The sequence below is a fragment of the Pseudomonas sp. BNK-7 genome (assembly GCF_048072025.1).
Taxonomy (GTDB): domain Bacteria; phylum Pseudomonadota; class Gammaproteobacteria; order Pseudomonadales; family Pseudomonadaceae; genus Aquipseudomonas; species Aquipseudomonas danubii.
Map to the genome: position 1 here is coordinate 3,184,128 of NZ_CP182252.1, position 22,740 is coordinate 3,206,867.

At 61.5% G+C, this 22,740-nt stretch carries 22 protein-coding genes; 8 read left to right on the forward strand and 14 right to left on the reverse strand.

The genetic code is table 11. The features are described 5' to 3' along the window. Nucleotides 1-4: 4 nt before the first annotated feature. The 3 genes from ACMGF8_RS14855 to ACMGF8_RS14865 form a co-directional block, all read right to left on the reverse strand. A complete protein-coding gene (locus ACMGF8_RS14855; protein WP_416760066.1) occupies nucleotides 5-898 on the reverse strand; it encodes a DUF2167 domain-containing protein in 894 nt (297 codons plus the stop codon). Nucleotides 899-1,034: 136 nt separating this feature from the next. Beyond that, entirely contained in the window at nucleotides 1,035-1,406 is a 372-nt protein-coding gene (locus ACMGF8_RS14860) for a VOC family protein (RefSeq protein ID WP_416760068.1), read from the reverse strand. Between the two features lie 146 nt (nucleotides 1,407-1,552). Continuing rightward, the gene (locus ACMGF8_RS14865) at nucleotides 1,553-1,867 is read right to left on the reverse strand and encodes a helix-turn-helix domain-containing protein (RefSeq protein WP_011060220.1); all 315 of its coding nucleotides are present in this window, start codon (nucleotides 1,865-1,867) and stop codon (nucleotides 1,553-1,555) included. Between the two features lie 445 nt (nucleotides 1,868-2,312). On the opposite strand from ACMGF8_RS14865, the gene ACMGF8_RS14870 reads away from it, so the two are divergent. Both ACMGF8_RS14870 and ACMGF8_RS14875 read left to right on the forward strand, forming a co-directional pair. After that, a complete protein-coding gene (locus tag ACMGF8_RS14870; protein WP_102863815.1) occupies nucleotides 2,313-3,878 on the forward strand; it encodes a methyl-accepting chemotaxis protein in 1,566 nt (521 codons plus the stop codon). 18 nt (nucleotides 3,879-3,896) lie between these two features. Continuing rightward, on the forward strand, nucleotides 3,897-5,615 hold the full coding sequence (locus tag ACMGF8_RS14875) for a putative bifunctional diguanylate cyclase/phosphodiesterase (protein WP_102863814.1): 1,719 nt from the start codon (nucleotides 3,897-3,899) through the stop codon (nucleotides 5,613-5,615). On the opposite strand, the gene ACMGF8_RS14880 is transcribed toward ACMGF8_RS14875, so the two are convergent. Beyond that, complete coding sequence (locus ACMGF8_RS14880) at nucleotides 5,588-6,358, reverse strand: substrate-binding periplasmic protein (protein WP_207816207.1); 771 nt, start codon at nucleotides 6,356-6,358, stop codon at nucleotides 5,588-5,590. The genes ACMGF8_RS14875 and ACMGF8_RS14880 overlap by 28 nt on opposite strands. Before the next feature lie 139 nt (nucleotides 6,359-6,497). On the opposite strand from ACMGF8_RS14880, the gene dnaX reads away from it, so the two are divergent. The 5 genes from dnaX to ACMGF8_RS14905 all read left to right on the forward strand — a co-directional run bounded on the left by dnaX (nucleotide 6,498) and on the right by ACMGF8_RS14905 (nucleotide 12,177). Continuing rightward, a complete protein-coding gene (gene dnaX, locus ACMGF8_RS14885) occupies nucleotides 6,498-8,609 on the forward strand; it encodes a DNA polymerase III subunit gamma/tau (protein WP_416760072.1) in 2,112 nt (703 codons plus the stop codon). Nucleotides 8,610-8,675: 66 nt separating this feature from the next. Then, nucleotides 8,676-9,014, forward strand: a complete 339-nt coding sequence (locus ACMGF8_RS14890) for a YbaB/EbfC family nucleoid-associated protein (RefSeq protein ID WP_305948253.1) — start codon at nucleotides 8,676-8,678, stop codon at nucleotides 9,012-9,014. Nucleotides 9,015-9,222: 208 nt separating this feature from the next. Continuing rightward, nucleotides 9,223-10,266: an NADP-dependent oxidoreductase gene (locus ACMGF8_RS14895; RefSeq protein ID WP_305948254.1), complete on the forward strand. Its 1,044-nt coding sequence runs from the start codon at nucleotides 9,223-9,225 to the stop codon at nucleotides 10,264-10,266. A 57-nt stretch (nucleotides 10,267-10,323) separates the two neighbouring features. Next, nucleotides 10,324-10,926: a recombination mediator RecR gene (gene recR, locus ACMGF8_RS14900; protein WP_102863810.1), complete on the forward strand. Its 603-nt coding sequence runs from the start codon at nucleotides 10,324-10,326 to the stop codon at nucleotides 10,924-10,926. Nucleotides 10,927-11,028: 102 nt separating this feature from the next. Further along, on the forward strand, nucleotides 11,029-12,177 hold the full coding sequence (locus tag ACMGF8_RS14905) for an acyl-CoA dehydrogenase family protein (RefSeq protein WP_416760075.1): 1,149 nt from the start codon (nucleotides 11,029-11,031) through the stop codon (nucleotides 12,175-12,177). A gap of 33 nt (nucleotides 12,178-12,210) precedes the next feature. On the opposite strand, the gene ACMGF8_RS14910 is transcribed toward ACMGF8_RS14905, so the two are convergent. Then, on the reverse strand, nucleotides 12,211-12,759 hold the full coding sequence (locus ACMGF8_RS14910) for an adenine phosphoribosyltransferase (RefSeq protein ID WP_102863808.1): 549 nt from the start codon (nucleotides 12,757-12,759) through the stop codon (nucleotides 12,211-12,213). A gap of 81 nt (nucleotides 12,760-12,840) precedes the next feature. After that, nucleotides 12,841-13,575 carry a fumarate/nitrate reduction transcriptional regulator Fnr gene (gene fnr / locus ACMGF8_RS14915; RefSeq protein WP_102863807.1) on the reverse strand — a complete coding sequence of 245 codons (735 nt, stop codon included), beginning with the start codon at nucleotides 13,573-13,575 and terminating at the stop codon, nucleotides 12,841-12,843. Between the two features lie 153 nt (nucleotides 13,576-13,728). Here fnr and ACMGF8_RS14920 point away from each other — a divergent pair, with 153 nt between their 5' ends. Beyond that, nucleotides 13,729-14,208: a hypothetical protein gene (locus ACMGF8_RS14920; protein ID WP_102863806.1), complete on the forward strand. Its 480-nt coding sequence runs from the start codon at nucleotides 13,729-13,731 to the stop codon at nucleotides 14,206-14,208. Here ACMGF8_RS14920 and hemN read toward each other — a convergent pair. The 8 genes from hemN to ACMGF8_RS14960 form a co-directional block, all read right to left on the reverse strand. Continuing rightward, nucleotides 14,205-15,587, reverse strand: a complete 1,383-nt coding sequence (hemN, locus tag ACMGF8_RS14925) for an oxygen-independent coproporphyrinogen III oxidase (protein WP_102863805.1) — start codon at nucleotides 15,585-15,587, stop codon at nucleotides 14,205-14,207. The genes ACMGF8_RS14920 and hemN overlap by 4 nt on opposite strands. Nucleotides 15,588-15,735: 148 nt before the next feature. Beyond that, nucleotides 15,736-16,419 carry a sulfite exporter TauE/SafE family protein gene (locus tag ACMGF8_RS14930; protein WP_102863804.1) on the reverse strand — a complete coding sequence of 228 codons (684 nt, stop codon included), beginning with the start codon at nucleotides 16,417-16,419 and terminating at the stop codon, nucleotides 15,736-15,738. Then, nucleotides 16,412-16,642, reverse strand: coding sequence for a cbb3-type cytochrome oxidase assembly protein CcoS (gene ccoS, locus ACMGF8_RS14935; protein WP_102863803.1), 231 nt, complete (start codon nucleotides 16,640-16,642; stop codon nucleotides 16,412-16,414). Before ccoS ends, ACMGF8_RS14930 begins: the two co-directional genes overlap by 8 nt. Nucleotides 16,643-16,663: 21 nt before the next feature. Next, the gene (locus ACMGF8_RS14940) at nucleotides 16,664-19,114 is read right to left on the reverse strand and encodes a heavy metal translocating P-type ATPase (RefSeq protein ID WP_416760079.1); all 2,451 of its coding nucleotides are present in this window, start codon (nucleotides 19,112-19,114) and stop codon (nucleotides 16,664-16,666) included. 100 nt (nucleotides 19,115-19,214) lie between these two features. Beyond that, entirely contained in the window at nucleotides 19,215-19,751 is a 537-nt protein-coding gene (locus ACMGF8_RS14945) for a FixH family protein (protein ID WP_102863801.1), read from the reverse strand. Between the two features lie 18 nt (nucleotides 19,752-19,769). Continuing rightward, nucleotides 19,770-21,185 (reverse strand): cytochrome c oxidase accessory protein CcoG, encoded by a 1,416-nt coding sequence (ccoG, locus tag ACMGF8_RS14950; RefSeq protein ID WP_102863800.1) that lies wholly within the window; start codon nucleotides 21,183-21,185, stop codon nucleotides 19,770-19,772. 393 nt (nucleotides 21,186-21,578) lie between these two features. Then, nucleotides 21,579-22,556 (reverse strand): cytochrome-c oxidase, cbb3-type subunit III, encoded by a 978-nt coding sequence (ccoP, locus tag ACMGF8_RS14955; protein ID WP_102863799.1) that lies wholly within the window; start codon nucleotides 22,554-22,556, stop codon nucleotides 21,579-21,581. Further along, nucleotides 22,553-22,738: a CcoQ/FixQ family Cbb3-type cytochrome c oxidase assembly chaperone gene (locus ACMGF8_RS14960; protein WP_011060239.1), complete on the reverse strand. Its 186-nt coding sequence runs from the start codon at nucleotides 22,736-22,738 to the stop codon at nucleotides 22,553-22,555. Before ACMGF8_RS14960 ends, ccoP begins: the two co-directional genes overlap by 4 nt. Nucleotides 22,739-22,740: the final 2 nt, after the last annotated feature.

The window sequence follows — 22,740 nt, forward strand, 5'->3', positions numbered from 1 at the left end:
GCAGTCAGCCTTTTTTCTTGAACAGCCGGCCGGCGAACGCGGCAAGTGCGAGCACGCCGATGACAATGAACTTCTTGCCGGCCAGGAGCAGTACCCCCAGCTTGGCGAACAAGCCAGCCTTGCTGGCCAGGCCTCCGGCCACCAGGGCGGCCAGGCCGTAGGACGCCAGTTTGTCGGTGCTTGGGTTGTAGTCGGCGTAGCGGTTGCCGTCGGTGAAGTTGGTGAAGGCCAGTACCTTGGGAATTTCGCGCTTGATAGTTGCCAGGTCGTCCATGGAGGCGACTGCGTTGAGTTCCAGCACGCCTTCGCGTCCCAGCACCCGGATGCTGTAGTTCAGGGTGTGGCTCTCGGCGCCTTCAGCCTTGAGTTCGCGGGCCCAGTACATCTTGTGGGATTGCGCGTCATAGCTTGGCTGTTCGGCCCAGCCCAGCAAGTGGATGGCGCCATAGCCCTGTTCCTTGCGTTGCTTATTGTCTTCCTCGTCCGCTTCCTGCATTTGCTTGAGCAGGTCCTGATAATCGATTTTCGCCGCGTCGTCATCGGAAATGTGGCCGTCATTCTTGTAGCTGATGATCACGCCCCAGCCTTCGGCGGACAGCGGGCTGACTGCGCTGGGCACGATCATGCCCAGGGTGGTGAAGCCGGGCGGGTTGCCCCAGCCCTCGGTCAGCAGCTTCTCGGTGTCCTTGGGGTTGAGGTAGTAGAACTCCTGGCTCAGGTCGAGGCTGGCGATATCACCGGGCAGCTTGACGTTGCCGTGGCGTGGGGAGAGCGAGGCGAGAAACTGTTCGGCGGTCTGGGGTTCGGCGTCCTTGTTCTCGTTCGGCGCGGCGGCAAAGGCAAGGAGGGGCGTGGCGCAGAGGACGGCCATCGCCATGAGGAGGCGCAGGTACTTCATCGTATTCCCTTACAAATTGTGACAAGTCGGAGGGGAGGATAGCGATGAGTGTTGGAGGGCTCAATGAGGTGTTTCTAGTAATCTCTCAGCGTTGGCGGGGAAGGCGCTGGTATAGCGCCTCTGTTGGGGCATGGATTCAGTCGGCAGTGAGATAGAGCACGCGCAAGCGATGTCCGTCCGGATCAAGGGCGAGCAGGGTGTAGCCGAAGTCCATCTGGGTGGGGGGCTGGGCGATGGTCATGTCCAGCGCCTGCCAGCGGCGATGCAATTTGTCCACGGCTTCTCGACTGTCCACGGCCCAGCCCAGTTCGCCGCCACCACCGGTTGATTGGGCGCTCGGTTCAACCGTGTGCCGGGACCAGAGGCCGAGCTTGATCCCCGAGTCGAGGATGAACAGGGCGAAGGATGGGGATGATTCCACCGGCTGTTTGTCCAGTAGGCGGCTGTAGAACTCTGCACTGAGGGGCGGGCTGTCCACATAAAGCAGGAAGTAGGTGTTATTGATCATGACGACTCCAGGGGCCTTTGGGCTGTGCTGTGGGCACAAGCTTATGGGCTGGGTCTGTCAGTTCCTGTCAGGAGTCGTGGATTAAAAAAGAGGCCAACTTATCAGGGGTGATAAGCGTGCCTCTTCTCGTTGATTTGTTGCGGGGCTCAAGGCTTGGACAAGGCCTGGTCTACCGCTGCTATCAGCTTTCCCAGATCCTTCGGGGTGGCTTTGTGAATGACACCGAACAAATAAGCCCGCTGTTCCTCTTCGTCGCCCAGATCGGCGAAGAAGGCTTTCAGCTTCACTCCCAGTACTTCGGCTAGCAGAAATAGAGCTTCAACGCTGGGGGTGTAGGTGCCGGTTTCGAAGCGGCTGATGGTTTTTGGGTCAAAACCGGTTTTTTCACCTAGTTCAGCCTGAGTAAGCCCCGCTACCTTTCGATAACGCTTGATGGCTGCACCCAAACTTGAAATTTGCATCGCTCAATTCCCATTTAGAATCAAGAACTTAACGATAAATATTGGCATTAGACAACACCATGATTCATCACCTTGCTTTGCAAAATGTGATGCATTTCGTAGAATCGGCGCTTCGGACAGGTATTTGGTGATCTAGTTTCAGAGGGCAGGTTTATGAAACAAGAAATCATTGCATTTCCCTTGTTCACCTAAACCGAGGACTTGGCAGAGGCTCGACCGTCTCGTAAATCCCGCCAACGCACCGTCCGCCGTCCCCCACCTGACGCCTTATCTGATCCTAGTTGATCTTCGTCGAATCGACGGTCAACTGCCGCGCAAACCGCTGTACGGCCGCAATCAGGGCGATCCTTTCGATTGAGTCGTACCGCCAGGAAAGTACATTTCGAATCAACCTGTTGCCGGCTTCCCGGTGCTGTTGATCGCAGGCTGTCTATGGAGTTCTAAAGTGCGTCTCAATTTGCCGGTCACCTCTGTTGAGCAGACCTTTCCCGACCAGCAGCGGCTCATATCCGCCACCGATACCAACAGCCACATCACCTACTGCAATGCCGAATTCGCCGCGATGAGTGGTTTCAGCCAGGCCGAGCTGATTGGCAGCACCCATAACCTGGTGCGTCACCCGGATATGCCGGCGGCGGTGTTCGAGTCGATGTGGGGGTATCTCAAGGCAGGGCAGAGCTGGATGGGCGTGGTGAAGAACCGCTGCAAAAACGGCAATTTCTACTGGGTCAGCGCCTATGTCACGCCCATCCTCGAAGAGGGTCGACTGGTGGGTTATGAGTCGGTGCGGGTCAAGCCGACCCGGGAGCAAGTGAACCGCGCTGAAATTCTCTATGCGCGATTGCGTGCTGACAAGGCACCGGTCTCGGCCTGGCGGCACCTGGAGGCAGCAGCCAGGCCATTGCTGTTGCCGGTTGCGGTGGCGGTGGGTTGCCTGGCGGCGTTCACCTGGTTGCCGACGCTGCTGGCCCAGGGGCTGACGGTCACGGGATTCGTGGGGGTCGGGCTGATGGCCCAGCGCCGTTTGGGGCAGCAGCTCAAGCAGATTGTCCGTAGCACTCCAAACACCTTTGCCGATCCGATCTGTGCCCTGGCTTACAGCGACGCGCTGGGGCCGGCGGCGCAGTTGCAACTGATCCTGGCCAGTGAAGAGGCGCGGCTGAAAACCGCCTTGACCCGACTCAGCGACCTGGCTCGACAGATGGCTACGGCGGCGGCCGATTCCAGTCAGTTGTCCAGCCGCACTGAGTCGGCGCTGCTGGAGCAGCGAGCAGAGACCGACATGACGGCCGCTGCCATGACCCAGATGGCCGCTTCGATCACCGAGGTTGCCGAACACGTACAGCACACCGCCAGTGAGGCTCACACTGCCAACCTGCTGGCCCAGCAAGGCAGCCAGGTGGCGGGCACTTCCCGTGACGCCATCCAGTTGCTGGCCCGCACTGTTACCCAGATCAATCAGGCGGTGGGTGATCTGGCCGGGCAGACCCAGGACATCATGGTGGCGGCGAGCATGATCCAGGCGATTGCCGACCAGACCAACCTGCTGGCCTTGAACGCAGCCATCGAAGCCGCTCGGGCCGGAGAGCAGGGGCGCGGGTTTGCCGTGGTGGCCGATGAGGTGCGCGCCCTGGCCGGTAAGACTCGTGAGTCCACCCAGCAGATCCAGGGCATCATCCAGAGCCTGCGGGCCGGTGCCGATGAGGCGGTGCAGATCGCCAGCCTGGGCATCGAGGAAGCCGAGCAAGGGGTGCAGCAGGTCTTGCAGGCGCAGCAAGCCTTGCAGGGCATAGGCGCGGCGGTGGAGCGTATCACCGACATGAGTCAGCAGATGGCTGCGGCGTCCCAGGAGCAGTCCCATGTAGCGGAATCGGTTTCCGAACAGATCAACAGTGTCGCCGCCACGGTGCAGCGCACTGCCGAGAATGCCAGCGCCGGAGTCGTTCGCGGCGCGGAGCTGGAAAACATCTCTTCCGGGCTGCGTGCCTTGGTCGAGCGGTTCAACCGCTAGCGACAGTGAGTTCGACTCATGGATGAGAAATACCGCAGGGCCGTCGATGCCGCCGCCATCTTCTCCGAGACAGATCTCGGCGGTTGCATCACCTATGTCAACGACCTGTTCTGCCAGATCTCGGGCTACAGCCGTGAAGAGCTGATCGGAGCCAATCACCGGATGCTCAGTTCGGGTCTGCATCCACCGGAGTTCTTTACCGAGCTGTGGCAGACCATCATCCAGGGGCGGGTGTGGAAAGGTGAGATCTGCAACCGTGCCAAGGACGGCAGCCTGTACTGGGTCGACAGCACCATGGTGCCCCTGGTGGATCAGCGCTCCGGCAAGGTGATGCGCTATGTATCGATCCGCTTCGATGTCAGCGAGAAGCGTCAGTTGCTGCATTCGCTGCAATGGCGAGTTGGGCATGACGTGCTCACTGGTCTGCCCAATCGGGCCTTCCTTTCCGACCTGTTGCACCAGGCGCTGGACTTCTCCCGCCAGGAGAATATTCCCCTGGCGGTATGCATGCTCGATCTGGACGGTTTCAAGGCGGTCAATGATGGCTACGGTCACGCCTGTGGTGACCTGCTGCTGGTGGAAGTGGCTGCGCGCCTGCGTTCGATCATCAGGGGTGAAGATGTGGTGGCACGCCTGGCCGGAGACGAGTTCGTGCTGATCCTGCGTTACGTCAGGGACATGCTGGAGCTGCGGGCGGCACTGCAGCGGGTGTTGGCGACCATTTCCCAGCCGTATTCGATCCAGGGCAAGGACATCAATGTGTTTGCCAGCATTGGGGTGACCCTGTTTCCCACCGACAACCATGATGCCGATACCTTGCTGCGCCACGCCGACCAGGCGATGTACGTGGCCAAGCAAAGCGGACGCAATCGCTTCCACCTGTTCGATGTCCTGCGTGATCGTGAAGTGATGGTCACCTACCAGACGGTGGAGCACGTGCGCCAGGCGCTGAACAGCGGCGAGCTGCAGCTGTATTTCCAGCCCAAGGTCAACATGCGCAGCGGCGCGGTGGTGGGGTTTGAAGCCATGTTGCGCTGGCAGCACCCGCAGCGCGGGATGCTGGGTTCCCAGGATTTCCTGCCTCAGGTGGAAGAGACCGACCTCATCGTCGATATCGGCGAGTGGGTCATGGATCAGGTGATGAGTCAGCTGCAACGCTGGCAGGCGGCAGGCCATGTCTGGCCGGTGAGCCTGAACGTCGCGGCCCGGCATTTCCAGCGCACGGATTTTGTCGAGCGGCTCAAGGGGATGCTCGATCGCTACCCGGATGTGTCACCCGTCTTGCTGGATCTGGAGATCGTCGAGTCGGTGGCCATCGACAATATCCAGCGAGTCAGCGATTGCCTCGATGCCTGCCAGGGCTTTGGTGTGCAGTTTTCCCTGGGGGACTTCGGTACTGGGCATTCGTCCCTGAGCTACCTCAAACGTCTGCGTACCCAGACCATCAAGATCGATCGATTGTTTGTCCGCGACATGCTTCACGACCAGGATGACCAGGCCCTGATTCAGGCTCTGGTCGGACTGGCCCGGGCGTTTGGCCGCCAAGTTGTGGCCGAGGGCCTGGAAAGCCTGGCCCATGGTGAGCGATTGATGGCCCTCGGATGTGAGGTGGCTCAGGGTGAGTTCATTGCTGCGCCCATGCCCGCTGACGCCGTGCTGGAGTGGGTAAGCAACTTCGAGCCGCCGCTGTCGTGGCGGTGCGGCACGCTTCAGGGCGACACGGTGTCGGAGGCCTGAGCGCCGGTCTGCGGGTCGACGTAGCGCTGGACGATGGCCTCGATCTCGCCGGACATCTTCATCTTCAGCAGGGTCCGCAGAATTCGCTGGGCCGGCACTGCCGGGTCATTGCGCACGTAGCAGCCCACGGCTTGCTCCTGCAGCAGCGCGACGCGGTGCAAGGGGTTGCCGGAGGACTGGGTCTTGTTGAACCAGTCCAGGGTCCACTGGCTGGCGATAGCGTACTGGTAGCGTCCTACCTGGAGCTTTTGCAGGACTTGCTCCTCGTTGCGGGCATCGTCACGAATCAGCTGGGCGCTCTCGAACAGAGGTTGCAGCGAGGTGTAGGTGTAGCTCAGTACGGTGCCGATGTGCTGAGTGGGCAACTGCTGCGGGTTGATCTGCTCATGATGGTAGCGGTTACTGACCAGCAGGTTACGTTGCACGAACAGCGGCACGCTCCACAGGTAATCCCCGGACAGGTTCGGCAGCCAGGCTTGTGCGGCGAAGCAGCGCACGTCGACTTCGCCCTGGGCCATGGCGTTCTGCACCCGGGCGCGAGCCAGGACGTGGAACTCGGCACGGGTGCCCATATGCCGGGCGAGGCTGTTCATGGTGTCGTAAAGGATGCCGGCGGTGGGTTGCTCGCCATCGACCTCGATGGTCGGCATGGCCCAGCTGTCGGCGATGACAAAGCGTAAAGGCGCTTCGGCGGCTTCCAGGCTGGTGCTCAAGAGTAGCAGGGCGCCCCAGGTCAAATGCATACGGTCTCCCACGGTTCCAACGACCGAGCAATCCTTTGCGAAATGCAGCTTAGACAGATTAGACGAGCGCGCCGGATGCAATTTCGCCCTTGCTCCGCTAGCATTACCGGCTTCCGCTTTCCAGTTGCGACGGTTTTCGATGAGTTATCAGGTTCTTGCACGTAAATGGCGTCCGCGCTCGTTCCGCGAAATGGTCGGCCAGACCCATGTGCTCAAGGCTCTGATCAATGCCTTGGACAGCCAGCGGCTGCACCACGCCTATCTGTTTACCGGCACCCGCGGGGTGGGCAAGACCACCATCGCGCGGATCATTGCCAAATGTCTGAATTGTGAAACAGGCATCACTTCCACGCCGTGCGGCACCTGTTCGGTGTGCTGCGAGATCGACGAAGGACGCTTCGTCGACCTGATCGAGATCGACGCCGCGAGCCGGACCAAGGTCGAGGACACTCGTGAACTGCTGGATAACGTGCAATACGCGCCGAGCCGCGGGCGCTTCAAGGTCTACCTGATCGACGAAGTGCACATGCTTTCCAGCCACTCGTTCAACGCCTTGCTCAAGACCCTCGAAGAGCCGCCACCCTACGTCAAGTTCATCCTCGCAACCACCGACCCGCAGAAGCTGCCGGCGACCATTTTGTCCCGTTGCCTGCAGTTCTCCCTGAAGAACATGACCCCCGAACGGGTGGTCGAGCACCTGAGCCACGTGCTGGGTGTAGAGAACGTGCCGTTCGAAGACGACGCATTGTGGCTGCTGGGCCGCGCCGCCGACGGCTCGATGCGTGACGCCATGAGCCTGACCGATCAGGCCATCGCCTTCGGTGAAGGCAAGGTCATGGCCGCCGACGTGCGAGCGATGCTCGGCACCCTCGATCACGGCCAGGTCTATGACGTTCTCCATGCCCTGATCAATGGTGACGCCAAGACGTTGCTGGAGGCTGTGCGCCATCTGGCGGAGCAGGGCCCGGACTGGAACGGCGTGCTCTCGGAAATTCTCAACGTGCTGCACCGGGTAGCGATTGCCCAGGCGTTGCCCGAAGGGGTCGACAACGGTCATGGCGATCGTGACCGGGTACTGGCTCTGGCCCAGGCGCTGCCGGCTGAAGACGTACAGTTTTATTACCAGATGGGCCTGATCGGCCGTCGCGACCTGCCGTTGGCGCCGGACCCGCGAGGGGGGTTCGAAATGGTCTTGCTGCGGATGCTGGCCTTCCGCCCAGCGGACACCGCCGATGCACCGAGACAGCCGCTAAAGCCAGTGGGGATCAGCCAGGCCACAGTTGATTCCGCCCAAGCCGTGGCGGTACCAGCACCTGCTGTGCCTGTGGCTCCCGTTACTCCTATTGCCAGCGCGCCGGTCGCATTGGCTGCCGCTCCGGCTCCGATTCCAGCTCCGCCGGTCGCGCCTGTACCTGTCGCGCCGCCGGTTGCCGAAGCGGTTGCCGTCGAAGCGGTTGACGTCGAGCCTGAGCCGGTGGCCGCCGAGGAGGTGGTCGACCTGCCTTGGAACGATCCGGTAGTGCCGCAGATCGAGCAGCAACCAGCTGTTGAACCGGTGCTGGAAGTGGTGGCCGAACAGCCCGAGCTGACGCCAATGCCAACTCCAACGCCCGACAGCGTGGTGCCGGATGCGCCGGAGTGGGTCAGTGCGCCGGTGCCCGAGCCGAGCGTGGCCGAGGTCGACGCTGCCACCCCGGGCATTGATCTGGACGACGAGCCGCCCCTGGACGAGGACTACATCGAGCCGGACATGGATTCGGCCTACAGCTACCTGGACGAGTTGGCCAGCGAGCACGCCGCCGATCCGGCCCCGGAGCCCGAGCCCGAACCTGCTGCCAAGCCGGCCACCGGCCTGGCCTTGGAGTGGCTGCAACTGTTCCCGAAACTGCCGATTTCCGGCATGACCGGCAGCATCGCCGCCAACTGCACCCTGATGGCCGTAGAGGGCGACAACTGGCTGTTGCACCTGGACCCGGCCCACAGCGCACTGTTCAACGCCACTCAGCAGCGCCGGCTCAATGACGCGCTGAACCAGTACCACGGACGTACCCTGACCCTGACCATCGAGCTGATCAAGCCCGAGCAGGAAACCCCGGCCCAGGCGGCTTCGAGGCGTCGGGCCGACCGTCAGCGCGAGGCGGAGGACTCGATCCACGGCGATCCGTTCATCCAGCAGATGGTCCAGGAGTTCGGCGCCGTGGTGCGCCAGGATACTATTGAACCTGTCGAGGCCCTGGCCGCTCAGGGTTGATCACTTAAAGGGCGCCGGACCCTGGGTCGGGCGCTGTTTCAATCCCCGTACTTTGAGGTAATTCCCATGATGAAAGGTGGCATGGCCGGCCTGATGAAGCAGGCACAGCAAATGCAAGAAAAAATGGCCAAGATGCAGGAAGAACTGGCCAACGCTGAAGTCACCGGCAAGGCTGGCGGCGACATGGTCACTGTGGTCATGACCGGTCGTCACGACATCAAGCGTGTGAGCATCGACCCGAGCCTGCTGGCAGGCGTCAGCGAAGATGACCGTGAAGTGCTGGAAGACCTGTTTGCCGCTGCGGTCAATGATGCCGTGCGCAAGATCGAGTCCAACAGCCAGGAAAAAATGTCCGGCATGACTGCCGGCATGCAACTGCCTCCAGGCATGAAGCTGCCGTTCTGAGTCGCCCAGGCGCTTCGGATGGACGCAAAAAGCCAGGCCTTGAGCCTGGCTTTTTTTATCCTGTCGATAAGCACTGCGCTGTTCGTGGGAGCTGGATTGCGGGCGAAGGCTGCCGCCGATCCGTCTGTAGAAACATCGAACGCCACGGCCCTCGCGGGGTCTGCACCCTATACAGTCCTTTCCAACCCTCGATACAGGAGTGTCTGTGATGTCGCAAACATTGACCCTCAACCAGCGTGTGGTGCTGGTCTCTCGTCCCCAGGGTGCACCGGTCCCTGAGAACTTCCGTCTGGAGCGGGTCGCCTTGCCGGAGCTGGCGGACGGCCAAGTCCTGCTGCAGACCCTCTACCTGTCCCTGGACCCCTACATGCGCGGCCGCATGAGTGACGCGCCGTCCTACGCCGCACCGGTGGAAATCAATGAAGTCATGACCGGTGGCGCGGTGAGTCGGGTCGAGCGTTCGCTGAATCCGAAGTTCCAGGAAGGCGATCTGGTCGTGGGGGCCACTGGCTGGCAGAGCCACTGCATCAGTGATGGTCGTAACCTGATTCCGGTGCCTTCCGGCCTGCCCAGCCCCTCCATGGCCTTGGGCGTGCTGGGTATGCCAGGTATGACTGCCTACATGGGGCTGATGGACATCGGTCAGCCCAAGGCCGGGGAAACCCTGGTGGTGGCTGCGGCGTCCGGCGCTGTGGGCTCGGTGGTAGGGCAGGTGGCCAAACTCAAGGGGCTGCGGGTGGTGGGTGTGGCCGGTGGCGCGGACAAGTGCCGCTACGTGGTCGAGGAGCTGGGTTTCGACGCCTGCATCGATCACAAGAGCGCCGATTTTGCCGCTGAGCTGGCCCAGGCCTGCTGCAAGGGCGTGGACATCTATTTCGAGAACGTCGGTGGCAAGGTGTTCGATGCCGTGCTGCCCTTGCTCAATCCCAAGGCGCGCATTCCCTTGTGCGGGTTGATCGCCCAGTACAATGCTCAGGAACTGCCGCCAGGCCCGGACCGTCTGCCGCTGTTACAGCGCGCCTTGTTGACCAAGCGGGTGCGGATCCAGGGCTTTATCGTCTTCGACGACTATGGTGACCGGCACCCAGAATTCATCAAGGCCATGGCGCCCTGGGTGCGCGAAGGCAAGGTCAAGTTCAAGGAAGATGTGGTCGAAGGCCTGGAGCAGGCGCCTGAAGCCTTCATCGGCCTGCTGGAGGGGCGCAACTTCGGCAAGCTGGTGGTCAAGGTTGCCGCACACGCGAGTATTTGACGCTACCCTGAGGCGCGGGTATAAACCGCGTCTCGTCGTTTTGTCGGACCTTTGCCCATGAGCTTCAGCCCCCTGATTCGCCAACTGATCGATGCCCTGCGCACCTTGCCGGGCGTGGGTCAGAAAACCGCCCAGCGCATGGCCTTGCAGCTGCTTGAACGTGATCGCAGTGGTGGTTTGCGCCTGGCCCAGGCCTTGAGCCAGGCCATGGAAGGGGTGGGGCATTGCCGTCAATGCCGGACACTGACTGAAGACGAGCTGTGCCCGCAGTGTGCCGACCCGCGTCGCGACGACAGCTTGCTCTGCGTGGTGGAAGGACCGATGGATGTGTACGCGGTGGAACAGACCGGCTATCGCGGTCGATATTTCGTGCTCAAGGGGCACTTGTCACCGCTGGACGGTCTAGGGCCCGAAGCGATCGGTATTCCGCAGTTGCTGGCACGGATCGAGGAGCAAGGGAGCTTCAGCGAAGTGATCCTGGCCACCAACCCGACCGTGGAAGGCGAGGCTACTGCGCACTACATCGCCCAACTGCTGACCAACAAAGGCCTGATCACTTCGCGTATTGCCCACGGCGTGCCTCTGGGGGGCGAGCTGGAGCTGGTGGACGGCGGCACCCTGGCCCATTCCTTCGCCGGTCGCAAACCCATAGCGCTTTAACGCGGTAGGAGCCGGCTTGCCGGCGAAAGACCCGCCACACATTTTCTTGAAAACCAAGCAAGCGCTTGGTAAGTTCCCTCGACCCTTCAGAGGAGCTTGCCGATGTCTGCCTGCCAGGAATACTTCGACCCCAGCCACCAGTTGGTCCGTGACAGCGTGCGACGTTTCGTCGAACGGGAAATTCTCCCCGAGATCGATCAGTGGGAGGAGGCTGAAAGCTTCCCCCGCGAGCTGTATCTCAAGGCCGGTGCGGCAGGGATTCTGGGGATCGGCTATCCCGAAGCCCTGGGGGGCAGTCACGAAGGTGACCTGTTCGCCAAGATCGCCGCCAGTGAAGAGCTGATGCGCAGCGGTTCCGGCGGCCTGGTGGCAGGGCTGGGTTCCCTGGATATCGGCCTGCCGCCCATCGTCAAATGGGCTCGACCCGAAGTGCGGGACCGAGTGGCACCCCAAGTGCTGCGCGGCGAGAAAATCTGCGCTCTGGCGGTGACGGAGCCCAGCGGCGGCTCTGACGTGGCCAACCTGCAAACTCGCGCCGTGCGTGATGGCGATCATTATCGGGTCAGCGGCAGCAAGACTTTTATCACCAGCGGCGTACGCGCCGATTTCTACACCGTTGCGGTGCGTACCGGTGAGCCCGGTTACGGCGGCATCAGCTTGCTGCTGATCGAAAAGGGCACGCCGGGCTTCACCGTGGGGCGACAGCTGAAAAAGATGGGCTGGTGGGCCTCGGACACTGCCGAACTGTTCTTTGACGATTGCCGGATACCGATGGGCAACCTGATCGGTGCCGAGAACATGGGCTTTGCCTGCATCATGGGCAATTTCCAGAGCGAACGCCTGGCCCTGGCGCTGATGGCCAACATGACGGCGCAGATGGCTCTGGAGGAAAGCCTGAAGTGGGCTCGCGAGCGCGAGGCGTTCGGCAAGCCCATCGGCAAGTTCCAGGTGCTCAAGCATCGTCTGGCGGAGATGGCTACGGCTCTGGAAGTCTCGCGGGAGTTCACCTATCGCCAGGCGGCGAAGATGGCCGCCGGCAAGAGTGTGATCAAGGAAATCTCCATGGCCAAGAACGTTGCCACCGATACTGCCGACCGTATTACCCATGATGCGGTGCAGATACTCGGTGGCATGGGCTATATGCGCGAGAGCCTGGTTGAGCGCCTGTATCGCGACAACCGTATTCTCTCGATCGGCGGCGGCACTCGCGAGGTGATGAACGAAATCATCAGCAAGCAGATGGGCCTGTAGAAACCTGCTTGCTGGTGAATACGCGGGTAGATCCTAGCGCTCAGTCAGCGAGAACTGCGTCAGGCAGAAGGTTGGGATGCCCATGTCTTCCAGTTTCTGCGAGCCGCCCAGCTCCGGCAGGTCGATGATGGCGGCGGCCTCGTAGATCTTCGCCCCCATGCGCCGTACCAGATTGGCCGCGGCGATCAGGGTGCCGCCGGTGGCGATCAGGTCATCGAACATCAGTACCGAATCGCCTTCGCACAGACTGTCGGCGTGGACTTCGAGAAAGGCTTCGCCGTATTCGGTCTGATAGCCCTCGGCGAGCACGTCCGCAGGCAGCTTGCCCTGTTTGCGAAACAGGATCAGCGGCTTATTCAGTTGGTAGGCAATGATCGAGCCGATCAGGAAGCCCCGGGCATCCATGGCACCGATGTGGCTGAAGTCTTCTTCGACATAACGCTGGGCGAAACTGTCGGCTACCAGGCGCAAGGCCCGGGGAGACTGGAACAGAGGGGTAATGTCGCGGAAGATCACGCCCGGTTTCGGGAAGTCGATGACAGGGCGGATCAGGGATTTGATGTCGAAGGAATCGAAGGCCATCTTCAGGTGTCCTGGCGGGCAAATAGGCCGCGCCAGTATACCCGCGACCGAGCGGCTTGGCTCAGTCGCAAGTGCTGTGGTTCAGCCGTCTACCGAGCCGCCGGCCAGGGCGCAGAGCTGGATCGGATCGAGGATGTGCACTTCCTTGCCTTCGGCGGCAATCAGTTCGTTCTGTTGGAAACGGGTGAACACCCGGGATACGGTTTCCACCGCCAGGCCCAGGTAGTTGCCAATTTCGTTGCGCGACATGCTCAAGCGGAACTGGTTGGCCGAGAAGCCTCGTGCGCGGAAACGTGCGGAGAGGTTGACCAGGAAGGTAGCGATGCGCTCGTCTGCGGTCTTTTTCGACAGCAGCAGCATCATCTGCTGATCGTCACGGATTTCACGGCTCATGACCCGCATCAACTGACGGCGCAGTTGCGGCAGTTGCAGAGCCAGTTCGTCGAGGCGTTCGAAGGGAATCTCGCACACCGAGGTGGTTTCCAGGGCTTGTGCCGAAACCGGATGGCTTTCGGTATCCATGCCGGACAGCCCCACCAGCTCGCTGGGGAGGTGGAAACCGGTGATCTGTTCTTCGCCGCCGTCACTGAGGCTGAAGGTTTTCAGGGCACCTGAACGCACGGCATACACCGAGTCGAAGCCGTCACCCTGACGGAACAGGAATTCGCCTTTTTTCAATGGGCGGCCACGTTTGACGATTTCGTCCAGCGCGTCCATGTCTTCCAAATTCAAGGAAAGTGGCAGGCACAGAGGGGCCAGGCTGCAATCCTTGCAATGGGCCTGGTTATGAGCGCGCAGTTTAACTGGCTCGGACATTCTAGAATCCTTGTGGGAAAACACACATAAGCCGTAAGGGTAACTCACGGGAGGAGGTTCCGGCCAGTCCGTGCCGTATTGATTGTTAGTCGTAAAGCATTCCTTTTATGAGTCGATAACCAGTTAACAAAGTTAACTTGGAGAGCTGAAACTATGTCCTCTGTTGGCGGTATTACTAATGGCAGCAACAACTTGCAGCTACTTTCAGAGACCTCGAAAGGCAGTGATGACGATGAACTAAGGAACTCTCCATTAGTTGCTGAATCGGTGATCGGAGAGGGCGTCAAAGTGTCGCTGTCGGGCGTTGGATTGCAGAAATCCTCCAGTGCTGCGGGCGATGACCGTGACATCGAGGAAAGCGGCCTGCCCGAAAATATTCAACAACTCCTCAAAATGATCAGAAAATTGCAACAACAGATTGCCGAAAAGCTTGCCCGGCTTCAGGCAGTCATGGCCGACAAACACCTGAGCCCTGAAGAGGCCAAGGCGAAGGTTGCCAGCTTGCAGTCTGCCCTGGCGAGCCTGAACAGCGGTTTGCTGACCGCCAATGCCTCCCTGGCCAAGGCGATGAAAGAGGCAGGTCTGAGCCCCGAGCAGGTGATGAAGGCCGCTTCCCTGATCATGAAGTCCTAGATCACCCGGGAAAAACGCTGGCGATTCTGTTGGCCCAGGTATGCATCGAAGATCATGCACACCGAGCGCACCAACAGGCGTCCTGCTGGAAGTACGATAATCGCCTCGGCGCTGAGTTGAATCAGGCCATCTTCGGCCATCTCCTGCAGATCCGGCCATAGTTCGTTGAAGTAGCCACGAAAGTCGATATTGAATGCTTTTTCTATATCTTCGAACTTAAGACTAAAGTTGCAGATCAGTTGTTGAATAACTTCGCGGCGCAGACGGTCGTCGGTGTTGCATACCAAGCCACGACTAGTGGCCAGTTGTGCACCCGCCAAAGCATTTTGATACTGGGTCAAGTCACTGCTGTTCTGGCAGTAGAGATCCCCGATCTGACTGATGGCCGATACTCCCAGCCCAATCAAGTCGCAATGACCATGTGTGGTGTAACCCTGGAAGTTGCGTTGCAGGGTCGACTCCTCCTGGGCGATTGCCAACTCGTCATCGGGCAGGGCGAAATGGTCCATGCCGATGTAGCGATAACCAGCTGCGGTCAATTGCTCGATGGTGCGTTGCAGCATTTCCAGTTTCTCTGCCGGAGCCGGCAGCTCATTGCCATTGATCCGCCGTTGCGGCATGAAGCGCTCGGGCAGATGGGCATAGTTGAAGACTGAGAGGCGATCCGGTTGCAGGCTGATCACTTCTTCCACGGTGCGGGCGAAGTGCTCTGGTGTCTGCTTGGGCAGGCCGTAGATCAGGTCGATGTTGATGGAGCGAAATTGCAGGGTACGGGCCGCTTCGATCACGGCCCGGGTTTCCTCCAGGCTCTGCAGGCGATTGACCGCCCGTTGTACCGCCGGGTCCAGATCCTGCAGGCCAATGCTGACCCGATTGAAGCCCAGCTCCCGGAGCAGGCCCATGGTGGACCAGTCGGCTTCCCGGGGGTCGATCTCGATACCGTAATCCCCGGAATCATCGTCCAGCAGGTTGAAGTGCTTGCGCAGCAGCGCCATCAGTTGGCGCAGCTCATCGTGATTGAGAAAGGTCGGGGTGCCGCCGCCGAAGTGCAACTGCTCGACCCGCTGGTTGGGCGCCAGGTGGCAGGCGATCAGTTGCATCTCCTGTTCCAGGCGTTGCAGGTAGGGCAGGGCGCGGCTGCGATCCTTGGTGATGACCTTGTTGCAGGCGCAGTAGTAGCAGATGTTGGCGCAGAACGGGATGTGTACGTACAACGACAACGGGCGCTGGGCCTTGCGGCTGTCGCGCAGGGCGTGCAGCAGATCGAAGGCGCCGACCTGGCTGTTGAATTGCACCGCGGTCGGGTATGAGGTGTAGCGTGGTCCCGCCAGGTCATAGCGGCGGATCAGATCTGTGTCCCAACGAATGGCGTCGAGCATGCGGGAATTCCCCCGGATAGGCTGGCAGTGTTCGCGAGTCTAGGGGGTTAGGGCTGCGGCCATCTTGATTTGTATCAAGGGTGTTCGGGAGCCGCTGAGGTAGCGCCGACGGGGCGTGCAAGCCCTGTAGTCGGGCACTTTCCTGGGATCAGTGGCCCATCAGCCAGTGCTGGTGAGGACCAGGCAGGGTCCAGATGCCGAACAGCATGACCAGCAGCCCTCCGGCCATGCGCACGCTGCGACGGCGCAGCAGGGCGGTGACCCGTTCTGCCGCGAGGCCCGTGGCCAATAGCACAGGCCAGGTGCCGAGGCCGAACGCCAGCATTAGCAGAGCGCTGTCCAGAGCGTTGCCCTGGCTCGCCGACCACAGCAGGGTGCTGTACACCAAGCCGCAAGGCAGCCAGCCCCAGAGCGCACCCAGGAGCAGTGCACGAGGCAGGCTGGAAACTGGCAGCAGGCGGTTGGCGACAGGCTGGATATGCCGCCACAGGCCCCGTCCAAGTCCTTCGATGCGGGTCAGGCCGCTCCACCAGCCGGCCAGGTACAGGCCCATGGCGATCAACAGCAAGCCAGCCAGTACCCGCATGAACAGCGCCACCGGGCTGCTGGCCACGGCCCAGCCAGCCAGGCCCAGCAGCAGGCCGGCCAGGGCATAACTGAGGATGCGCCCCAGGTTGTAGGCCAGTAGCAGGCGGAAACGCCGGCTGCGTTGCTCCTGGGGAATGGCCAGGGTCAGAGCGCCCATCAGGCCGCCACACATACCCAGGCAATGCCCTCCGCCCAGCAAGCCAAGGATCACCGCCGAAACCAATAGGGGAGCCAGCTCAAGCATGAGGTGGTTCCGCTTTCTTGACCGGCTCGGCGTCGTTGCCTGGCTGGCCCTTGGCTTCGTCCACCGCTGCGGTGTGGCTAGGGTCTTGATCGTCGAACAGGATGCTGTGGGCCGGGCCGTCGAGGTCGTCGTACTGACCGCTGTCGACGGCCCAGAAGAAGATATAGATGGCGATGGCCACGATCAGCAGGGCAGCCGGAATCATCACATATAGAGCTGGCATCTGGACTCCAGGCCCGGCGGCTCAGGCCGGCAACAGGCGGGTTTCGGGGGCGCCGGCGCTGTCGGCTGACCGCGGCATGCGGGTCAGGCGCAGGGCATTGAGCACCACGGTCAGGGAACTGATGGACATGCCGATTGCGGCCCAGACCGGAGTGATCCAGCCCAGGGCGGCGAACGGCAGCATCAGGCCATTGTACAGCCCGGCCCAAAGCAGGTTCTCGATGATTACCCGGCGGGTACGGCGGGCCAGGCTGAAGGCCTGCACCAGTGCGTCCAGGCGGTTGGACAGGAGCACTGCATCGGCGCTGGTTTTGGCCAGGTCGGTGGCCGAACCCATGGCCACGCTGATGTCGGCGGCGGCCAGCACCGGCACATCGTTGACCCCGTCGCCGAGCATCAGCACTTTGCGGCCCTGTTGATGCAGCTGTTGCAGTACCTGCAGCTTGTCATCCGGGCGCAGGCCACCACGGGCCTCGTCGATCTGTAGTTCGGCTGCGACGCTGGCCACCATCGGTGAGCTGTCCCCGGACAGTAGCAGGGTACGCCAGCCGCGAGCCTTGCAGGCGGCCAGGAGGGCTGGGGCGTCGCTGCGCAGCCGGTCATCGAGCACCAGCCAGGCGAGGGCACCCTGGCTGTCGCCCAACAATAGCCACTGGCCGGCTTCATCGGGCATCGAGGGCACCGGGCAACCGCTGAGTTCGCAGACGAATGCCGGCTGGCCGATGCGCAAGCGCTGTGTGCCCACCAGGCCTTCCAGGCCCAGCCCCGGGCTGCTGATGACCTCTTCGGCCGCTACTGGAGCACGGCCGAAAGCCCGGGCAATAGGGTGCTCGGAGCGGTTCTCCAGGGCGGCCGCGAGGCTCAGGCAGTCATCGCTGGACAGCGGCCCCAAGGGGCGAATGGCGCGCAGTGCCAGGCGTCCTTCGGTGAGGGTGCCGGTCTTGTCGAAAATCACCGTGTCGATCTGGTTCAGGCCTTCGAGCACATGGCCGCGGGTCAACAGCAGACCGAGCTTGTGCAGAGTGCCGGTGGCGGCGGTCAGGGCCGTTGGGGTGGCCAGGGACAGCGCGCAAGGGCAGGTGGCAACCAGCATGGCCAGGACGATCCAGAAGGCGCGCGAGGCATCCAGTTGCCACCACAGCAGGCCGATGGCTGCTGCAGCGATCAATGAAAACAGCAGGAACCACTGGGCCGCGCGGTCGGCGACCTCCGCGAGCCGCGGTTTCTCTGCCTGAGCCCGATCCAGCAGGCGGACGATGGCGGACAGCCGGGTGTCCTGGCCCAGGGCCTGAACCTCCACCGTCAGCGCGCCTTCGACGTTCAGGGTGCCGGCAGTGACGCTATCTCCCAGGCTGCGTGGTTGCGGCAGGTACTCGCCGGTGAGCAGGGATTCGTCGATGCTCGACTGGCCGTCGAGGATCTTTCCATCGGCCGGCAGCACCGCGCCAGGATGCACCAGTACCCGGTCGCCCAGGCGCAGTTCGGTGAGCAGGATGCGTTCACTCTGGCCGTCCTGGCCCAGGCGCAGGCAGGAGGCAGGCAACAGGTTGACCAACTGCGCTGTGGCCGCTGCGGTGCGTTCCCGGGCCCGACGTTCCAGGTAGCGGCCGGCGAGAAGGAACAGCGCGAACATGCCCACAGCGTCGAAGTACAGTTCGCCGACACCGCTGATAGCGGTCCAGATTCCCGCCAGGTAGGCCCCGCCAATGGCCAGGGACACCGAGACATCCATGGTCAGGTGACGGGTGCGCAAGTCGCGCATGGCGCCCTTGAAGAAAGGTGCGCAGCTGTAGAACACGATGGGAGTGGTGAGGAACAGTGCGACCCAGCGCAGGATGGTGTGCAACTCCGGGCTCAGGTCGATATTGAATTCCGGCCAGGTGGCCATGGTCGCCATCATGGCCTGGAACCACAGCAGTCCGGCGACCCCCAGCTGGCGCAGGGCCAGGCGGTTTTCGCTGGCCAGTTGCTCGGAGGCGCGGTCCGGCTGGTAGGGGTGGGCGGCGTAGCCGATGTGCCGCAGTTCGCTGAGAACCTGGCTCAGGGGCAGTTGGCTATCGGCCCAGCGCACATGCAGGCGGTGGTTGGAAAGGTTGAGGCGGGCCTCGACCACTGCTGGCAGGCTGCGCAGGTGTTTTTCGATCAGCCAGCCACAGGCGGCGCAACTGATGCCTTCCATGAGCAGTGTGGTTTCCGCCAGCTCGCCTTCGTGGCGGACAAAGGGCTGTTGCACGTCGGCACGGTCGTACAGTGCCAATTCGTCCAGCAACTGCACAGGCAAGGCTTCGGGGTTGGCCGAGGCTTCACTGCGGTGGCTGTAGTAATGCTCCAGGCCGCCAGCAACAATGGCTTCGGCCACCGCCTGGCAGCCCGGGCAGCAGAACTCCCGAGGCTCGCCGAGCACGACGGCGGTGAACCGGCTGCCAGTGGGAACCGGCAGGGCGCAGTGGTAGCAGGGCAGTGGCGTGGTCATCGGCGGTCTTTGTGGTCGGGAAAAAACTCATCGCCGGCCAGTCGCCTGCAACCCGGGTGACGGGGAGGGCGGCGGGCCGGCGATGGACGACAGGTGTTGTTCAGTTCAGGTCTTCCGCCCCTTGCAGCGGCTCATCGCCCAGCAGCAGGTCTTTGTCGTGGCTGACTTGTTCCTCTTCGAACATGCGCCAGGTCTTGTCGCCTTCGACTCCCAGCAGCTCGACGAAGCGCCGGCCTTCGACCTGATCGCTCAACTGGCCAATGTAGCGACCTTGTTCGGTTTCGCTGCGGGTGAGGGCGATCTTGCGGTCTTTCTCGGGCTGGGTCGGCGAGATCAGGTTCAGCTCCAGGGTCTTGGGCTGGCTGTTACCGCTCAGGCGCAGTTCCACTTCGCCGGTCAGTTCGTCGAGGTGCACGTTGGCGCGCATCTTCAGGGTCTGGGCCAGCAGTTCACGGTCCAGGGAGCGGTTGATGCCCTTGCCAGCCTCGTAGTAGTTGTCGTTGACCAGGTTGTCCGGGTTGTTCACGGCAATGGTCACCATGGACAGGGTCAGGGTCACCGAGCAGGCGAGGATGCCAATGATGATCCAGGGCCAGAGGTGTTTGTACCAGGGGCTGGTGGTGGTAGCTGCGGGCATGATCACTTCTCTTGGCTCTTAACGAATTTGTGGGCCGATGAACCGGCTCTTGGCTTCAACGTGGACGCTGTCATCGTCGGCATCCTTGAGGATGAACTTCACCTCGTTGGTGGTCGATGGCAGTTGCTCTGGAGCGATGGACAGTTCCACTGGCATGCTGACGATATCGCCGGCCTCCACGTGGATCTCGCGCTTGCCTTGCAGCTTCAGGTCCGGCAGGCCAGCGGCATCGAGCACGTAGGTGTGGTCGCGCTGGTCCTTGTTCATGATCTTCAGGCTATAGACGTTTTCGATCCGGCCTTCTGAGTTTTCGCGGTACAGCACCCGGTCCTTGCTGACATCGAAGCCCACCAGCGAGCGCATGAAGAACGCGGTGACCAGCAGGCTGATCATGGCCAGTAACACCAGGGCGTAACCGATCAGGCGCGGACGCAGTTTATGGGTTTTCTGTCCGGAGAGGTTGTGTTCGGTGGTGTAGCTGATGAGTCCGCGTGGGTACTCCATCTTGTCCATGATGCTGTCGCAGGCGTCGATACAGGCGGCGCAGCCGATGCATTCGATCTGCAGGCCATCTCGGATATCGATGCCGGTGGGGCAGACCTGGACGCACATGGTGCAATCGATGCAGTCGCCCAGACCCTGGGCCTTGTAGTCGGCGCCTTTCTTGCGTGGGCCACGGCTTTCACCACGGCGCGGATCGTAGGACACGATCAGGGTGTCCTTGTCGAACATCACGCTCTGGAAGCGCGCATAGGGGCACATGTAGATGCACACTTGCTCGCGCAGCCAACCGGCGTTGCCGTAAGTGGCCAGGGTGAAAAAACCGACCCAAAAGTACGACCAGCCATCGGCCTGGCCCGTGAAGAACTCGATGACCAGTTCGCGGATGGGCGAGAAGTAGCCGACGAAGGTCATGCCGGTGACGAAGCCAATCAACAGCCAGAGGCTGTGCTTGCTGAGTTTGCGCAGGAACTTGTTGGCGCTCATGGGCGCCTTGTCCAGCTTGATGCGCTGATTGCGGTCGCCTTCGGTGACTTTCTCGCACCACATGAAAATCCAGGTCCAGACGCTCTGCGGGCAGGTGTAGCCGCACCAGATACGTCCGGCATAGACGGTGATGAAGAACAGGCCGAAAGCGGCAATGATCAACAATCCCGAGAGCAGGATGAAGTCCTGGGGCCAGAACGTGGCGCCAAAGATAAAGAACTTACGTTCCGGCAGGTTCCACCAGACGGCCTGGTGACCACCCCAGTTGAGCCACACGGTGCCGAAGTACAGCAGGAATAATCCGGCGCCGCCCAGCATGCGCAGATTACGGAACAGGCCAGTGAAGGCGCGGGTGTAGATTTTTTCCCTGGAGGCGTAGAGGTCGACGCTGTTGGTCGCGTTTTTGGCAGGCGGGGTAACGTCTTGTACGGGAATCTGGTTGCTCATCATTGCATCCCACGGCAGTGGAAAAATGCCTCGGCCAGTACATGCCGGCCGGGGTCAAAAGGGGTGTTGCAGTGGCGCAATGATACGCCTGTAGCTCTAGCGCAAGGGTGCGACCTTTGGTCGCGTTGGGGGAAATCAACTGATGGTGTAATGACTTGAATCAATTGACTTATGAATTATGGACCCATTTGCAGGCGGCGCCGTTCAATTCTTCCAGGGAGTGATCAGGCGGACTCCGCAGGCCTCAAAGTCCTTCTTGTTCTAGAAAGGTTACTACCGGGTTGCCGGGAAGGGTGATCCACCGTCGAGCACCGGCCGATGCAAGGCGCAAACAAAACGGCCCCGTCAATTTTCATTGGCGGGGCCGTTGGGTATTGCTTTCAGGCGTCGGTCTTACTCGGCGTCGGCCTGCTTGTTACCGTGGGACAGGCTGTAGACATAGGCGGCCAGCAGGTGAACCTTGTCATTGCCTTGCAGTTGTTCCTGGGCAGGCATCACGCCCTGACGGCCATGACGAATGGTCTGCTGCAGTTGGGCGAAGCTCGAGCCGTAGATGAAGGCTGCCGGGTGAGTCAGGTTCGGGGCGCCCATGGCTGGTGTGCCTTTGCCTTCCGGACCGTGGCAGACCGCGCAGTTGGCGGCGAACAGCTTCTGACCATTGACCGGGTCGGCCTTGATGCCTTCCGGCAACTTGCGGCCGTCGAGGTTGGTCAGGACATAAGCGGCAACGTCACTGACGCCCTGTTCCTTGATCACGTCCACCCAGGCCGGCATCACCGCGTGGCGACCGCCCATGATGGAGGCCTTGATGGTTTCCGGCTCGCCGCCCCAACGCCAGTCGGCGTCAGTCAGGTTAGGGAAGCCATAGGCGCCCTTGGCGTCGGAACCGTGGCAGACCGAGCAGTTGGACGCGAACAGGCGACCGCCCATTTTCAGGGCTTGCGGGTCCTTGGCCACTTCTTCGATAGGCATGGCGGCGTACTTGGCGAAGATCGGACCGAACTTGGCGTCTGACTTGGCCATTTCCTTTTCCCACTCATGCACACCGGTCCAGCCGGGCTGGCCGTTGGCAAACGGGGTCTGCTTCTCGTTATCGAGGTAGTTGTAGCCCGGCAGGACGCCTTTCCAGTTGCCCAGGCCCGGGTACAGCACCAGGTAACCCAGGGCGAAGACGATGGTGCCGACAAACAGCATGAACCACCACTGTGGCAGCGGGTTGTCGTACTCCTCGATCCCGTCGAAGGAGTGGCCGACCGTCTCGTCGGTCTGCTCGGTGCGCTGGCCCTTGCGGGTCGACAGCAGCAGCCAGGTCAGGGCGAAGATGGTACCCAGACTGAGGACTGTGACGTACAGACTCCAGAACGTAGTCATTCTTTGTTACTCCTAGAAGCTTGCTCGACGTGCTTGATGGCGTCGGGATCATCCGCGAACGGCAGCAAGGTCGCGTCTTCAAACTCGGACTTGCGCTTGGGGCTGAACACCCAGAGCGCCAAGCCGATGAAGGCCACCATCACAACAAGGGTGCCCAGGCCACGAATCATCCCGATATCCATCT